We start from the raw sequence: 15,353 nt of genomic DNA on the forward strand, positions 1-15,353 counted from the left end.
TTATCTTTAAAACGCCATTTTTTCGTATAATAAAATAAGTTTTATGATCTCGCTAGCAAAAACCTTCCGAAAGGGCAAATTGTGGTGATTATGATCACAAACGGTGAGCTTTTAATTTGCGGAGCAAAATTAATGTCATAAACTGAGGATGACTAAATTGGACGACTGAAATAAGTCATTCAACATAACATCTAATCCTATAGGGGGAACTTAAGGTGAATATTCTCGGATACGCGCAGAAGTTAGGTAAAGCTCTTATGCTTCCTATTGCGACTTTGCCAATCGCAGGCTTGTTACTGCGCTTGGGCCAGCCGGATGTTTTTGACATCGCATTTATGGCACAAGCAGGTAACTCAATCTTTTCTAACCTTCCATTGTTGTTTGGCCTTGGTATTGCGATCGGTCTATCTAAAGACGGTCAAGGTGCAGCTGGCCTTGCTGGTGCAGTTGCGTACTTTGTACTGACAGCGACAGCGTCAACAATTGATGCATCAGTAAACATGTCGTTCTTTGGTGGTATCATCGCAGGTATTATTGCTGGCCACTCTTACAACGCTTTCCATGCTACACGTCTTCCTGAGTGGCTTGCTTTCTTCTCTGGTAAACGTTTAGTGCCGATTATGGCAGGTCTATTCGCTTTAGTTGCTGGTGCAGTTGGTGGCATTGTATGGCCAACAATTCAAGGTGGTCTAGATGCGCTTGCTCATGGCATCTCAACTTCTGGCGCTATTGGTCAGTTTATCTACGGTACACTGAACCGAGCCCTTATTCCTGTAGGTCTACACCACGTACTTAACTCATTCTTCTGGTTTGGTATGGGGTCTTGTCAAGAAGTGCTAGTAACTGGTGCAAATGCTGCGGGTCAAGCGCTTCCTGCTCTACAACAACTGTGTGTGGATCCTGCGCTAGCGAAAACGCTTGTGGCTGGTCAAACTCATACATTTGAATTCGCTAACTCTGTCACTCCTGAAATCACTGCAACAGTGAAGGAAGTAACTGAAACAGTTAAATCTGGTGACCTACACCGTTTCTTCGGCGGCGATAAGAGCGCTGGTGTGTTCATGAACGGTTTCTTCCCAGTAATGATGTTCGGTCTACCTGGTGCGGCGCTTGCTATGTACCTAGCGGCTCCTGCTGAGAAACGCAGCCAAGTTGGTGGTGCATTGTTCTCTGTTGCATTCTGTTCATTCCTAACTGGTATCACAGAGCCTCTAGAGTTCATGTTCGTATTCCTAGCGCCTGCACTATACGCGATTCACGCAGTGTTCACTGGTCTGTCGCTTGTTGTTGCGAACATGCTTGGTACGCTACACGGCTTCACATTCTCAGCTGGTCTAATTGACTACTTGTTGAACTACGGTCTAGCAACTAAACCGCTACTACTTGGTGCAGTTGGTCTTGGCTTTGGTGCTCTATACTTCTTCACATTCAGCTTCGCAATCCGCGCATTCAACTTGAAATCGCCTGGTCGTGAAGATGACGACAGCGAAGCAGCAGCGCCTGCTGGTGAGAAGAAAAGTGGTGACCTAGCTCGCCAATACTTAAAAGCACTTGGCGGTCATGACAACCTAACTTCAATCGACGCATGTATCACTCGACTACGCTTGACGCTAAAAGATCGTTCAGTCGCTGATGAGGAAGTACTGAAGAAATTGGGTGCGAAAGGTGTGGTTAAACTTGGTGAAAACAACCTTCAAGTTATCCTTGGCCCTCTAGCTGAAATCGTTGCTGGCGAAATGAAAGCAATCGGTGCTAATGAAGACCTATCGAATGTAAAATTGCCTTAATTACATCGAACTGATATCTGACTAAAGACCTCCCTCGGGAGGTCTTTTTTTGTTTTGGCACTTTGAATCTGCTGTGCTTTCGCACTAACTCGATAAATATTGTCGTTTTAGCGCGAGTTCTTGTTGTCTAATTGCTTAGAATTGTGGATCATTAGAAACAATGTACTCTGCAAAACCATACTTGGATGCAGAGTTCCGTTTTCTCTGACAATACTAATATTTTTGAGGTGCTATAGATGAGTGAAGCTGATGCTCGTCCATCAAACTTTATTCGCCAGATCATTGATAAAGATCTAGCGGATGGTAAACACACTAGCGTGCATACTCGATTCCCGCCGGAGCCAAATGGCTACCTGCATATCGGTCATGCTAAGTCTATCTGTTTGAACTTCGGTATTGCTCAGGACTACCAGGGTCAATGTAATCTACGTTTCGACGATACGAACCCTGAAAAAGAAGACATCGAATACGTTGAGTCTATCAAGAAAGATGTAAACTGGTTGGGCTTTGAGTGGAGTGGTGAAGTATGTTACTCATCAAACTACTTCGATAAGCTTTACGAATATGCAATTGAATTGATTAACAAAGGCTTAGCGTACGTAGATGAGCTAAGTCCTGAGCAGATTCGTGAATACCGTGGCACGCTAAAGGCGCCAGGTAAACCAAGCCCATACCGTGACCGTTCTGTTGAAGAGAACTTAGCGTTATTTGAAAAAATGCGCGCTGGTGAATTTGAAGAAGGTAAAGCGTGTCTTCGTGCCAAGATTGACATGGGTTCTTCATTCATGGTTATGCGCGATCCAGTTTTATACCGTGTGCGTTTTGCTACGCACCACCAAACTGGTGATAAGTGGTGCATTTACCCAATGTACGACTTCACGCACTGTATCTCTGATGCATTAGAAGGCATTACGCATTCTATCTGTACGCTTGAGTTTATGGATAACCGTCGTCTGTACGACTGGGTTCTGGACAACATCACGATCGAAAGCCGTCCACATCAGTACGAGTTCAGTCGCTTAAACCTTGAGTACACAGTGATGTCTAAGCGTAAGCTTAATCAACTCGTCACTGAAAAACTGGTTAACGGTTGGGATGACCCACGTATGCCAACAGTCTCAGGTCTGCGTCGTCGTGGCTTCACGCCAGCATCTATCCGTGAATTCTGTAAGCGTATTGGTGTAACGAAGCAAGAAAATATGATCGAGTTTAGCTCATTAGAATCTTGTATTCGTGATGACCTAAACGAGAACGCTCCGCGTGCAATGGCTGTGCTGGATCCTGTTAAAGTTGTTATCGAAAACTTTGAAGAAGGTGCAGTAGAAAACTTGACGGTTGCTAATCACCCAAACAAACCAGAGATGGGTGTGCGTGAAGTACCATTCACTCGTGAGTTGTGGATTGAGCGTGAAGACTTCCGTGAAGAGGCGAACAAAAAGTACAAGCGTTTAGTGCTAGGTAAAGAAGTTCGCTTACGTGGTGCTTACGTGATCAAAGCAGAGCGCGTTGAAAAAGATGCCGAAGGCAACATCACGACTATCTTCTGTTCTTACGATGCAGACACACTAGGTAAGAATCCGGCTGATGGCCGTAAAGTAAAAGGTGTGATTCATTGGGTATCAGCTGATAAAGCATTACCAGCGGAAATCCGTCTGTACGATCGTCTATTTACGGTTCCAAACCCGGGTGCAGCAGAAGACTTTGCTTCTACAATCAACCCTGAATCATTAGTTGTGATCAATGGTTTTGTAGAGCCTAGCTTAGCGTCAGCAGAAGCAGAAAAAGGCTACCAGTTTGAGCGTATGGGTTACTTCTGCGCAGACTCGAAAGATTCTTCAGCAGATAAACTAGTATTCAACCGCACGGTTGGCCTACGTGATACTTGGGCAAAAATTGAGAACCAATAATCTCGATTAATGCAAAAATCGATAAAAATGCCAGCAAATGCTGGCATTTTTTATTCTCATTATCGTAATTCGGCGGTTATAGGTAATGTAGGGAGCTGATTAAGAGTGAGGGGCGTTTGATAAATGTTCGGTTTGGAAGCAAAACAATGATGTTTATTAAGGTTTGAATTGGTAAGTCTAATCGACGCTTTACAAAAGTTGGTACGGCAATTCAGCTATTGAAAGATATCGCCCTCAGAAACAAAAAACGCCAGCATGAGCTGACGTTTATTTTAAATCAACAAACCGTTATTTTTTTGGTTTGTGTGCATCTGGATTGTCTTTACAACCACCATCACTGCACTTGCCGTACAAGTATAAGCTGTGGTTTGTTAGCGTGACATTGTACTTAGCTGCAATCTCTTTTTGACGTTCTTCAATAAGATCGTCAGAAAATTCAATTACCTCACCACAGTCTAGGCACACTAGATGGTCGTGGTGATGTTGAGTCGATAATTCGAAGACTGACTTACCACCTTCAAAGTGGTGACGAGTTACAATACCAGCATCATCGAATTGGTTTAGAACTCGGTAAACAGTTGCTAGGCCAATCTCTTCACCTAGATCAATCAACTTTTTGTACAAATCTTCAGCACTGATGTGCTGGCAGTCTGGCTGCTGAAGTACTTCTAGAATTTTTAGCCTTGGAAGGGTTACTTTTAAACCCGCATCCTTCAGCGCCTGATTATTATCTGACATATACTTTCCCGTTGGATCATCTGCAGCGATTTAACAGAATTCAATCTTCCTACCATTATAGGATAAGCGCTCAGAACATTAAACCACGAACTTCAAAGGGTTAATAGAATCTTTTTGTAAATTAGAAATAGGTCGATTATATTACAGATCTGACCAGTTACAATTATGTAACATTGAGCTTAGAGAGGGCACGGACTGCGATGAATAAGCGACTTGCGAAGATATACAAACCAGGAATTGTAAAATTCGCACTCAATATTTGGCCACCTTTTTGGGGCGCTGGTATTAAAATCTTACATATTTCTGAAGACTTTCGTACCGTCAAGGTGCGTTTGAAACTTCGCTGGTGGAATAAAAACGCCAATCGTACTCAGTATGGTGGCAGTATTTTCTCTTTAACTGATCCCATTTACTCGTTGATGCTGATGGGGATTCTACGCGAGGAGTATTACGTGTGGGATAAAGAGGCGAGTATTAACTTTATTAAGCCAGGGCAAAGTGATTTATTTGCAGAATTTGAGGTCACTGAAGGAATGCTAGAAAACATTTATCAAATGACACGGAATGGAGAAAAGTGTTTTCCTGAATTTATTACCCATGTAAAAGATAAGCAGGGGAATGTGGTTTCAGAGGTTCAACGCAAGCTTTATGTAAGAAAGAAACCTCAGTATCGCGAAGAGGAAGTGCTCACCGATGCTTTGTGAAAATATACAAAAAGACCTCCAATCGGAGGTCTTTGTATAATTCGATTTATTTAGCCTTCAAGCTCAGCTAAACACATTTCTTCGTAAATCTGTTTAACCCAGTTCTCAACACGTTCGTCAGTCAGTTCCGGTTGACGGTCTTCATCGATACATAGACCTACGAATTGGCTGTCGTCACCTTCAACAAGTGCTTTAGACGCTTCAAATTCGTAGCCTTCTGTTGAAGTATGGCCAAGAATTGTGCCACCTTTAGACTCAACGATATCACGTACTGTGCCCATCGCGTCACAGAAGTACTCTGCGTAGTCCTCTTGGTCGCCACAGCCAAAGATAGCCACTAGCTTAGTAGAGAAGTCGATTTGCTCAAGTTCAGGGAAGAAATCATCCCAATCACATTGTGCTTCGCCGTAGTACCAAGTTGGGATACCTAGAAGAAGAAGATCGAAGTTATCAATGTCTTCTTTGCTGCTTTTCGCGATGTCTTGAACGTGAACTAGATGCTTACCTAGTTGCTTTTGAATCATCTTTGCAACGGCTTCAGTATTACCTGTGTCGCTACCGAAGAAGATACCTACACTTGCCATAGAGTCTATACCTTTACATTGTTTGTTATTGGCGATGGTACTAAGGGTTTAACCTAACCCAGAGCCTTCCCAAGTTAGCTGAATTACACCTTTTGCAATAAAGCCAGCACAGCCTAGGAAAAGGACTAACCACACAATACGACGACCAAAAACAGGTACATTGCCTTGCTTTAGCACATCTTTTATTGCCATCCCGATGAAAAAGAAGATAGCAGCAAAAAGAAGATCGAGCCCAATAGACTCGAGCATATCCATATAGTCGTAAAGCATTTTAGCCCTTCATGCCGAAAAATCTTGGGCGCACTATACCACTGTTAAACGGTAAAGTTAATGCACTACAAGAAGGGTTATTTCAATAATCTATTGTTGCTTTTCGAATTTGTTAACTCGAAATGTATTTCCGAATGACTCTCATTACTTCAGCCGGTTTTTCGGCGTGAAGCCAGTGGCCAGTATTAGCGATAATATGTGCTTTTGCTTGTTTGAACTGTTTTTGCACCGCAGGTTGGTGCTCTGGCATTAAGTAATCGGAATCACCACCTTTAACAAACAGAGTGGGTATGTCTGTTGGGGCAATTTCCTGCCAGCCGATAATTTGTGCGTAATTCTCATAAAGGCTCGGTACGTTAAACCGCCAGTCCATTTTATCGCCATTTTTGTATAGTGACTTAGAGAGAAATTGTCTTACACCGTCGATCTCAACATGTTGAGCTAGGATATCCATCGCTTGTTGACGGCTTGCTGGCTTTTCGTTAATTACTGCGTGTAAACCGTTAAACACATTGTCGTGACGGTTTGCTGTGTAGGCGACAGGTGCCATGTCGAGTACAACCAACTGTTTGACGAGCTCTGGAGCAATGTCCACCAGTGTCATCGCGACCTTTCCACCCATTGAATGCCCAATAATAATAGATGGATCTACATTTAAGTGTTGTAGGAGTTGTGCCACATCTTTTGCCATGTCGGCGTAATTATGAATGTTTGAGTGAAAAGAGAGGCCGTGATTTCTCAGATCAATACTGATCACCGTGTGATCTTTAATAAGATCGCGGGCTAGTAGACCCAGATTACTTAAACTACCAAACAATCCGTGAATCAAAACAACTGTTTGGCCTTGGCCTTCCTGCTTATAGTTGAGTAATGCTGACATTTTATCTTATTCGTGATGGGTTTAACGTGGAGTATCCGAGAGGATCTCGTTATAATCCCCCAGAGTTTAAACATTGAGAATGTGAAAAGCGAATGAAAACAATTGAGGTTGATGAGGATCTATACCGTTACATTGCTAGCCAAACTAAGCATATCGGTGAAAGCGCCTCGGATATTTTGCGACGCCTTTTAAACCTTGATGGTCAGTTGCAGGAAGCTGAAGCCGCGCCTGTAGTAGAGAAGCCACAAGGGATTGTAGTAAGTAAAGATGCGGGTAAAACGGAATCTGTTGATGTAGTGAAAGAAATGCGTTCGCTGCTTATTTCTGATGAGTTTGCCGGTCTAAAAAAAGCGATTGATCGCTTTATGTTAGTACTATCGACCTTACATAAATTAAATCCAGAAGGTTTCGCGCAGGCTACGAATGTAAAGGGACGCAAACGCGTGTACTTTGCAGATAATGAAGAAACCTTGTTGGCAAATGGCAACACGACCAAGCCAAAAGCCATTCCTGGCACACCGTTTTGGGTTATCACGAACAACAATACCAGTCGTAAAAGACAGATGGTTGAACAAGTGATGACACACATGGGGTACCAACCTGACTTAATAGAAAAAGTAACAGGTTCAATCTAAGAAACCTGATAGAAGCCTCATAATGTGTCGCAGTTAGCGGATATTATGAGGCTTTTTTAATTTTATTTGTATTTAAAGAAAGGATGTCAAACATGGCTATGCACCCTCGTGCTGGGCAAAAAGCGCAGCAGGAAGATCTTCATAATATTCCGGCACTTGTTGCCAATTACTTCTTGCTTCAACCTGATGCTAAGAACCCCGATCACAAGGTTCAATTCGGCACATCAGGTCACCGTGGTACCGCTGATAAGCATACATTTAACGAAAACCACATTTTGGCTATTGCTCAAGCGGTTGCAGAAGTTCGTGCCCAGCAAGGGACCACAGGTCCTTTGTTTGTCGGTAAAGACACGCATGCTTTGTCTGAACCTGCATTTTCTAGCGTGATTGAAGTTTTGATTGCGAATGGCGTAAAAGTCATCGTACAGCAGGATAACGGCTACACGCCAACACCAGGTATCTCGCACGCAATTCTGACTTACAACATCAAGCACGATGAAAAAGCAGACGGTATTGTGATTACACCATCTCATAACCCACCACAAGACGGCGGTATCAAATACAATCCGACTCACGGTGGTCCAGCAGAAGCTGAGTTGACTCAAGCTATCGAAGATCGTGCGAACGCACTGATTGCCGAAGGTTTACAAGGTGTTAAACGCTTACCACTAGCAGAAGCAAAAGCATCGGATCTGTTTGTGGAGATGGACTTGGTTAAACCCTATATCGATGATCTGGTGAACGTTATCGATATGGAAGCAATCCAAAAAGCAAATCTGAAGATTGGTGTAGATCCATTGGGTGGCAGCGGCATCGATTACTGGCGTCAAATTGGTCAGGCATACAACCTAGACCTAACGCTAGTAAGTGAAGCGATTGATCCTTCTTTCCAATTCATGTCTCTCGATAAAGACGGCGTTGTACGTATGGACTGTTCTTCTCCATACGCAATGGCGGGTCTATTGGCACTGAAAGACGAATACGATTTAGCATTTGGTAACGATCCTGACTACGACCGTCACGGTATCGTTACGCCAAAAGGTTTGATGAACCCGAACCACTTCTTAGCCGTTTGTATCGACTACCTATACCGCCATCGTGACGCATGGGGTAAAGATGTAGCTGTTGGTAAAACACTAGTATCAAGTGCTCTGATTGACCGTGTTGTTGCGGATCTAGGTCGTGAGCTATGTGAAGTACCAGTAGGCTTTAAATGGTTTGTTGATGGTCTGTACACTGGTAAATTCGGCTTCGGTGGCGAAGAAAGTGCCGGGGCATCTTTTCTTCGTAAAGATGGTACGCCTTGGTCAACAGACAAAGACGGCATCTTGTTATGTCTTCTAGCGGCAGAGATCACTGCGGTAACGGGTAAGAACCCACAAGACTACTATGAAGAGCTAGCGGCGAAACACGGTGAGTCGAAATACAACCGTATTCAAGCTGTAGCGAATGGCCCTCAAAAAGACGTACTGAAGAAGTTGTCACCAGAAATGGTCGCGGCTGAAACTCTAGCGGGTGATGCTATCACTGCTCGTCTAACGCATGCGCCTGGTAATGGTGCTGCAATCGGTGGTCTAAAAGTAACGACGGCAAACGGCTGGTTTGCTGCTCGTCCATCAGGCACAGAGGACATCTACAAGATTTACTGTGAAAGCTTCAAAGGTGAAGAGCACCTAAAACAAATCGAAGCAGAAGCACAAGAGATCGTTAATCAAGTGTTTGCAGCTGCCGGCCTGTAAACCATTCAATAGTCGATTTAGAAAACAAAGGGTTGATGTGCAAGCATCAACCCTTTGCGTTTTAAGATTCCTGAACTGAGTTGTTTCCGGGCCAGGAATCCGGTACCACAAACCAGAATTGACCGTCCTTCGTTTGTGCATGTACAAATCGGTCTGAAGGCTTTTCAATGGGTTGAGAGAAATCGTCCGTACCAATCGCCCAGCATGGTTTGTGTAAATGATAAAGTGGCTTACCGATTAAATCCCATTGGCGCTGGTAGCACCAGTAACCACTAATCTGACTTGGATTTAGTTCATAACCCAAGCACTCGCTAGGAGTTGGCTCTGGAGTAAACGGATTAATATAGAGTCGTCCTTGCATCAATAGATGCTCTTGTGGGGCGTCGTTTAACGGAATTATTTTTTGAAATTCCGGGCGATCGCTCATTTTCAACTGATGAGTAAGCATTCTATTCAGTTTTGTATGCAGCTGGTCGTGAGCATTCGGACCATACCAAACGCCGTTATAAAGAAGATAAAACTTAATCGCCACTTCCCAGTGTTCTATTTGATTTGATTCTGTATTCCGCAACACCAAGTCGATAGCACCAATGGTCTTACCTTCGATGTCGTTTAACTGAACCTCTTCCGCGATAACCTGATATCGTTCTGAACTAGAGAGAACTGCAGTGCATAAGTGCTGATATAAAAAGCCCAATCTTGGATTACCATTGTATTGCTCAGCGTTATTTAAAGGCGTTACCGAAAGATCCTCTAAGGTTGTAAACGGAGGGCGTAACTTGAAAAGAGGAGGTGAAGTGGCGATCCATTGGTAAAAGCTTTGCAGTTGGTTCATCCGTATCCCTATATGTATGGTGAGGCGACAAGCTTTGTTATTGTAACTAAATTTGCTTTTGAGGGTAGGGTGGCTAGCATCGATATTAAGGTTCGAGATACACTTTAAGTACCTAAATGATATCAAGGTGCCAGATGTCAAAACGTTGTTGTATCAACTAGGTTGCACACTCTCGGTCTGATTTCATCGAGAGGTTATTTAGGCTTACATGCGCTAGAAATTGGAAGTAATAATGAATAACTTAAAGCTAGAACAGATTCTTAATGACAAACTGTCACCGCAGTTAATTAAAGATTACGCACCAAACGGGTTACAGGTAGAAGGGACGCCAGCCGTAAAGCGTATTATCACTGGCGTAACTGCCTCCCAAGCCTTAATCGATAAAGCGATTGAGCTTAATGCAGACGCATTACTCGTTCATCACGGTTATTTTTGGAAAGGTGAACCTGAGCCAATTCGTGGTATGAAAGGTAAACGAATTCGTAGTCTGATCAAAAACGATATCAACTTATATGGTTATCACCTTCCTCTGGATATTCACCCAGAGCTAGGCAACAACGCCGAATTAGCTCGCTTACTTGAAATCGAAGTAGAAGGTGGACTTGAAGGACATCCTCAATCAGTAGCCATGTTTGGACGCTTGAAAAAACCGATGTCTGGTGCTGAGTTTGCGAGCAAGATCAATCAAGTTCTTGACAGACAACCACTGCATATTGCTCCAGAGAATACCGATAAGATGATTGAGACGGTCGGTTGGTGCACTGGTGGAGGGCAGGATTTTATTGAACTTGCTGTACAACACGGGCTGGATGCATTTATCTCTGGAGAAATTTCAGAGCGTACCACTTATACCGCTCGTGAAATGGACATTCATTACTTTGCTGCAGGTCATCATGCTACTGAGCGTTATGGTGTTCAGGCTTTAGGCAAATGGCTAGCGGATGAGTATGGCCTACATGTGGAGTTTATCGATATTGATAATCCGGTTTAGTGTTCGCTATTCATAACGTGAAACGCTGAAAAGAAAAAAGGGTTGAGACAAAATCTCAACCCTTTTGTTTGTTTATCTTCTAACTAAAAAGATCATTCACGTTCGTGAAGTGGAGAAAACTCACGCTGTGTCTCACCAGTGTATAGCTGACGAGGACGACCGATGCGGTTCAGTGGATCGCTGTGCATTTCGTTCCAGTGAGCAATCCAGCCGATGGTACGAGAAATCGCGAAGATAACCGTAAACATAGAAACTGGAATACCAATCGCTTTAAGAATGATACCTGAGTAGAAGTCTACGTTCGGGTACAGCTTCTTAGAAACGAAGTACTCATCAGAAAGCGCAATGCGCTCAAGTTCCATTGCTACATCTAGTAGAGGGTCTTGAATGTTTAGCTCTTTGAGAACTTCATGACACGTTTCGCGCATTACTGTCGCACGTGGATCGTAGTTTTTATAAACGCGGTGACCAAAGCCCATTAAGCGGAATGGGTCATCTTTGTCTTTCGCGCGGTCTACATACTCAGGGATGTTATCGACGCTGCCAATCTCTTCTAGCATTCTCAAGCACGCTTCGTTTGCACCACCGTGAGCAGGTCCCCAAAGTGATGCAATACCAGCGGCAATACATGCAAATGGGTTAGCACCAGAAGAGCCAGCTAGACGTACAGTTGACGTCGACGCATTCTGTTCGTGATCCGCGTGTAGCGTGAAGATTTTATCCATCGCACGCGCAACGACAGGATTTACTTCATACTCTTCGCAAGGGTTTGCGAACATCATGTGTAGGAAGTTTTCTGCGTAGCTCAAATCGTTGCGTGGGTAGATAAATGGCTGACCGATAGAGTATTTGTAACACATTGCAGCCAGTGTCGGCATCTTCGATAGCAGACGGTACGCCGCGATCTCACGGTGCTCGTCGTTGTTGATGTCAAGAGAGTCGTGGTAGAAGGCTGCAAGTGCACCGACTACACCACACATTACTGCCATTGGGTGAGCATCACGTCGGAAGCCATGGAAAAAGCTTGCGATTTGTTCGTGGACCATAGTGTGGCGAGTAACGGTCGTTTTGAATTGCTCGTATTGTTCTCGGGTAGGGGCTTCACCATAAAGAAGGATGTAACATACTTCTAAGTAATCTGCGTTATTGGCTAATTGATCAATCGGGAAACCGCGGTGCAAAAGAATACCTTTGCCGCCATCGATGTACGTGATTGATGATTCACAAGATGCAGTGGCAAGAAAACCTGGGTCAAAAGTAAAGTAACCATTGGCTCCCAGCTTACGAACGTCAATTACAGGTGTACCTAGCGTACCGTCCATAATCGGCAGTTCGATTGGCGCTTGACCTTCAACATGAAGGGTCGCTTTCTTATCCGCCATAACAATCTCCTTTGTTTATTATTTAATCCGTCCAGGATGTTTATGTGCCATTTTTGTACTGTTGTTAAAGCTTAAAGTCAATTTTTCTCCATCTTTGTGTGCACTTGTTATGATTTTTCTCATGAAAATCGTTAAAAATCTGTTCTATGTAGCATAATTTGTTACACCAATTGTATTAGAATGTTGCTCGCCGTATATTGGCTAAGAAAATTTTAGTTAAATCCTTATAAATTCGGGGCTAGAAACAAAGAGTGAGGTTTGTTGCTGGACTCCGATTGTTAACAAGTTGTTTACAATTATCTGGGTGGTTACTCGCGATATTTGTTAAATAGATGTTAACTTTTGTACGTTTGGAAGCTGAAATTGGTTATAACAATAAATGCTCAATGGAGCTGAGTGAGCAAGCCCGTGAAAGAAAGAAAGTCAAGACCTGTTAATTTAGATTTACAGACCATCCACTTTCCTATCACAGCAATCGCATCCATCCTACACCGTGTGTCTGGGGTAATTACGTTTGTTGCGGTGGGTATACTACTGTGGTTACTGTCCATTTCTCTGTCATCCCCAATGGGTTTTATGGAAGCCGCTGACATCGTCGATAGCTTCTTCGTAAAATTCATCCTGTGGGGAATTCTTACTGCACTTGCCTACCACATTGCAGGTGGTATCCGTCACTTGTTGATGGATCTAGGTCACTTCGAAGAGCTAGATTCTGGCACGATGAGCGCTAAAGTCGCGTTTGGTGCAACAGCAGTATTATCATTATTGGCGGGGATCTTGGTATGGTAAAACACGTATCTTCATTTGGTCGTAATGGTGTACACGATTTCCTACTGATTCGTGCAACTGCAATCATTATGACGCTATACACGATTTATCTGATTAGCTTCTGTGCATTTTCAGATATCTCTTACGCATCTTGGACCCAATTCTTTGGTGGTACCTTCACTAAAGTATTCACCATGTTGGCACTTGTTTCGATCCTGATCCACGCATGGGTCGGTTTGTGGCAGGTATTAACGGATTACATTAAGTGCGCGAAACTGCGTGGCGCACTGCAACTTGGTGTTATTGCCGTGCTATTCGGCTATGTCTTCTCTGGTCTATTTATTCTGTGGGGTGCGTAAGTGTCTATTCCAGTTCGTGAGTTTGACGCCGTAGTAATCGGCGCTGGTGGTGCAGGTATGCGCGCTGCACTACAAATTTCAGAACAAGGCCTATCATGTGCTTTGTTGTCAAAAGTATTTCCAACACGTTCTCATACTGTGTCTGCACAGGGCGGTATTACCGTTGCTCTGGGTAACTCGCACAAAGACGATTGGCAATGGCACATGTACGATACCGTTAAAGGTTCCGATTACATCGGTGACCAAAATGCGATTGAATACATGTGTAAGAATGGCCCTGAGTCCGTTATCGAACTAGAAAAAATGGGTCTTCCATTCTCTCGTTTTGATAATGGTACTATCTACCAACGTCCATTCGGTGGTCAGTCAAAAGAATTTGGTGGTGAGCAAGCTGCACGTACAGCAGCAGCTGCGGACCGTACAGGTCACGCGCTTCTTCATACGCTTTACCAACAAAATGTGAAACACAAAACCACCATTTTCTCGGAATGGTATGCACTAGACTTGGTGAAAAACCAAGACGGCGCCGTAATGGGCTGTACTGCGATTTGTATGGAAACAGGCGAAATCTGTTACTTCAAATCAAAAGCAACGATTCTAGCAACAGGTGGTGCAGGTCGTATTTACGCGTCGACCACTAACGCACACATCAACACTGGTGACGGTGTAGGTATGGCATTGCGTGCGGGTGTACCTATGCAAGACATGGAAATGTGGCAGTTCCACCCAACGGGTATCGCTGGTGCAGGTGTTCTTGTAACAGAAGGTTGTCGTGGTGAAGGTGGTTACCTTCTAAATAAAGATGGCGAACGCTTCATGGAGCGCTATGCTCCTAACGCGAAAGACCTTGCAGGTCGTGACGTAGTTGCACGTTCAATGATGATCGAAATTCGTGAAGGCCGTGGTTGTGATGGTCCTTGGGGTCCACACATTAAGCTGAAGTTGGATCACCTTGGTAAAGAAGTGCTTGAGTCACGTCTGCCTGGTATCTGTGAGCTGTCTCGTACTTTCGCGCACGTTGATCCAGTGAAAGAGCCAATTCCAGTAATTCCAACCTGTCACTACATGATGGGTGGTGTACCAACTCAAGTGTCTGGCCAAGCAATCAAGCAAAAGGCTGACGGCAGCGAGATGGAAGTACAAGGTCTATATGCATGTGGTGAGATTGCTTCTGTATCAGTACACGGAGCAAACCGTCTAGGCGGCAATTCATTACTAGACTTAGTCGTATTTGGTCGCGCGACTGGCTTGCATCTTGGCGAAACGCTCGCAGCGCAAGCTGAGGCACGCCCTGCAACTGAATCTGATATAGAAGCATCTCTAGCGCGTACCATGCGTTGGGAAAATAGTACTGGCGGTGAAGATCCAGTTCAAATCCGTAAAGACCTACAAGCTTGCATGCAAAACAGCTTCTCGGTATTCCGTGAAGGCGATGCAATGGCAACGGGTCTAGAAGAGTTGAAAGTAATTCGCGAACGTCTGAAAGATGCGCATCTAGCGGACAAGTCTTCTGAATTCAACACGCAACGTATTGAGTGTCTAGAGTTAGACAACTTGATGGAAACTGCATTCTCTACAGCCGTAGCGGCGAACTACCGTACTGAAAGCCGTGGTGCACATGCTCGTTTCGATTTCCCTGAGCGTGATGATGAGAACTGGCTATGCCACTCTATCTACAACCCGGAAACAGAAGCGATGACTAAGCGTGATGTGAACATGACGCCAACGCATCGTGAAGCTTTCCCGCCGAAAGTACGTACATACTAAAGGGAGG

At 44.1% G+C, this 15,353-nt stretch carries 15 protein-coding genes; 9 read left to right on the forward strand and 6 right to left on the reverse strand.

Annotated features, from left to right (window positions below; genetic code table 11):
• Window positions 1-215 precede the first annotated feature (215 nt).
• A complete protein-coding gene (gene nagE, locus J8Z23_RS04230) occupies window positions 216-1,787 on the forward strand; it encodes an N-acetylglucosamine-specific PTS transporter subunit IIBC (RefSeq protein WP_006742711.1) in 1,572 nt (523 codons plus the stop codon).
• A gap of 236 nt (window positions 1,788-2,023) precedes the next feature.
• Window positions 2,024-3,694, forward strand: coding sequence for a glutamine--tRNA ligase (glnS, locus tag J8Z23_RS04235; RefSeq protein ID WP_005393044.1), 1,671 nt, complete (start codon window positions 2,024-2,026; stop codon window positions 3,692-3,694).
• A 288-nt stretch (window positions 3,695-3,982) separates the two neighbouring features.
• Here glnS and fcrX read toward each other — a convergent pair whose 3' ends face one another.
• Window positions 3,983-4,432 carry a ferric iron uptake transcriptional regulator FcrX gene (gene fcrX / locus J8Z23_RS04240; protein WP_005382141.1) on the reverse strand — a complete coding sequence of 150 codons (450 nt, stop codon included), beginning with the start codon at window positions 4,430-4,432 and terminating at the stop codon, window positions 3,983-3,985.
• Window positions 4,433-4,632: 200 nt separating this feature from the next.
• Between fcrX and J8Z23_RS04245 the strand changes: the two genes are divergently transcribed.
• A complete protein-coding gene (locus tag J8Z23_RS04245; protein ID WP_005393042.1) occupies window positions 4,633-5,136 on the forward strand; it encodes a DUF4442 domain-containing protein in 504 nt (167 codons plus the stop codon).
• Between the two features lie 50 nt (window positions 5,137-5,186).
• On the opposite strand, the gene fldA is transcribed toward J8Z23_RS04245, so the two are convergent.
• From fldA to J8Z23_RS04260, 3 genes are all read right to left on the reverse strand, one after another.
• Entirely contained in the window at window positions 5,187-5,720 is a 534-nt protein-coding gene (gene fldA / locus J8Z23_RS04250; RefSeq protein ID WP_005393040.1) for a flavodoxin FldA, read from the reverse strand.
• Window positions 5,721-5,768: 48 nt separating this feature from the next.
• On the reverse strand, window positions 5,769-5,990 hold the full coding sequence (locus J8Z23_RS04255) for a DUF2788 domain-containing protein (protein ID WP_005393038.1): 222 nt from the start codon (window positions 5,988-5,990) through the stop codon (window positions 5,769-5,771).
• Between the two features lie 112 nt (window positions 5,991-6,102).
• Entirely contained in the window at window positions 6,103-6,870 is a 768-nt protein-coding gene (locus J8Z23_RS04260) for an alpha/beta fold hydrolase (protein WP_134647994.1), read from the reverse strand.
• A 92-nt stretch (window positions 6,871-6,962) separates the two neighbouring features.
• Between J8Z23_RS04260 and seqA the strand changes: the two genes are divergently transcribed.
• Both seqA and pgm read left to right on the forward strand, forming a co-directional pair.
• Window positions 6,963-7,505, forward strand: coding sequence for a replication initiation negative regulator SeqA (gene seqA, locus J8Z23_RS04265; protein WP_005393026.1), 543 nt, complete (start codon window positions 6,963-6,965; stop codon window positions 7,503-7,505).
• A 92-nt stretch (window positions 7,506-7,597) separates the two neighbouring features.
• Window positions 7,598-9,244, forward strand: coding sequence for a phosphoglucomutase (alpha-D-glucose-1,6-bisphosphate-dependent) (gene pgm, locus J8Z23_RS04270; protein WP_114322600.1), 1,647 nt, complete (start codon window positions 7,598-7,600; stop codon window positions 9,242-9,244).
• A 61-nt stretch (window positions 9,245-9,305) separates the two neighbouring features.
• On the opposite strand, the gene J8Z23_RS04275 is transcribed toward pgm, so the two are convergent.
• Window positions 9,306-10,079, reverse strand: coding sequence for a DUF1853 family protein (locus J8Z23_RS04275; RefSeq protein WP_434635089.1), 774 nt, complete (start codon window positions 10,077-10,079; stop codon window positions 9,306-9,308).
• Between the two features lie 232 nt (window positions 10,080-10,311).
• Between J8Z23_RS04275 and J8Z23_RS04280 the strand changes: the two genes are divergently transcribed.
• Window positions 10,312-11,070, forward strand: coding sequence for a Nif3-like dinuclear metal center hexameric protein (locus J8Z23_RS04280; protein ID WP_006742708.1), 759 nt, complete (start codon window positions 10,312-10,314; stop codon window positions 11,068-11,070).
• A gap of 92 nt (window positions 11,071-11,162) precedes the next feature.
• Here J8Z23_RS04280 and J8Z23_RS04285 read toward each other — a convergent pair whose 3' ends face one another.
• Complete coding sequence (locus J8Z23_RS04285) at window positions 11,163-12,452, reverse strand: citrate synthase (protein ID WP_005382163.1); 1,290 nt, start codon at window positions 12,450-12,452, stop codon at window positions 11,163-11,165.
• 396 nt (window positions 12,453-12,848) lie between these two features.
• Between J8Z23_RS04285 and sdhC the strand changes: the two genes are divergently transcribed.
• From sdhC to sdhA, 3 genes are read left to right on the forward strand one after another with little or no spacing between them, the layout of a single operon-like run.
• Window positions 12,849-13,241 (forward strand): succinate dehydrogenase cytochrome b556 subunit, encoded by a 393-nt coding sequence (gene sdhC, locus J8Z23_RS04290; protein ID WP_017634811.1) that lies wholly within the window; start codon window positions 12,849-12,851, stop codon window positions 13,239-13,241.
• Window positions 13,235-13,579, forward strand: coding sequence for a succinate dehydrogenase, hydrophobic membrane anchor protein (gene sdhD, locus J8Z23_RS04295; RefSeq protein ID WP_005382169.1), 345 nt, complete (start codon window positions 13,235-13,237; stop codon window positions 13,577-13,579). Before sdhC ends, sdhD begins: the two co-directional genes overlap by 7 nt.
• Window positions 13,580-15,346: a succinate dehydrogenase flavoprotein subunit gene (gene sdhA / locus J8Z23_RS04300; RefSeq protein WP_005393016.1), complete on the forward strand. Its 1,767-nt coding sequence runs from the start codon at window positions 13,580-13,582 to the stop codon at window positions 15,344-15,346. It begins immediately after the preceding gene.
• Window positions 15,347-15,353 lie beyond the last annotated feature (7 nt).

Source organism: Vibrio sp. SCSIO 43086 (assembly GCF_051132235.1).
In the GTDB taxonomy this organism is placed as follows: Bacteria; Pseudomonadota; Gammaproteobacteria; order Enterobacterales; family Vibrionaceae; genus Vibrio; species Vibrio diabolicus.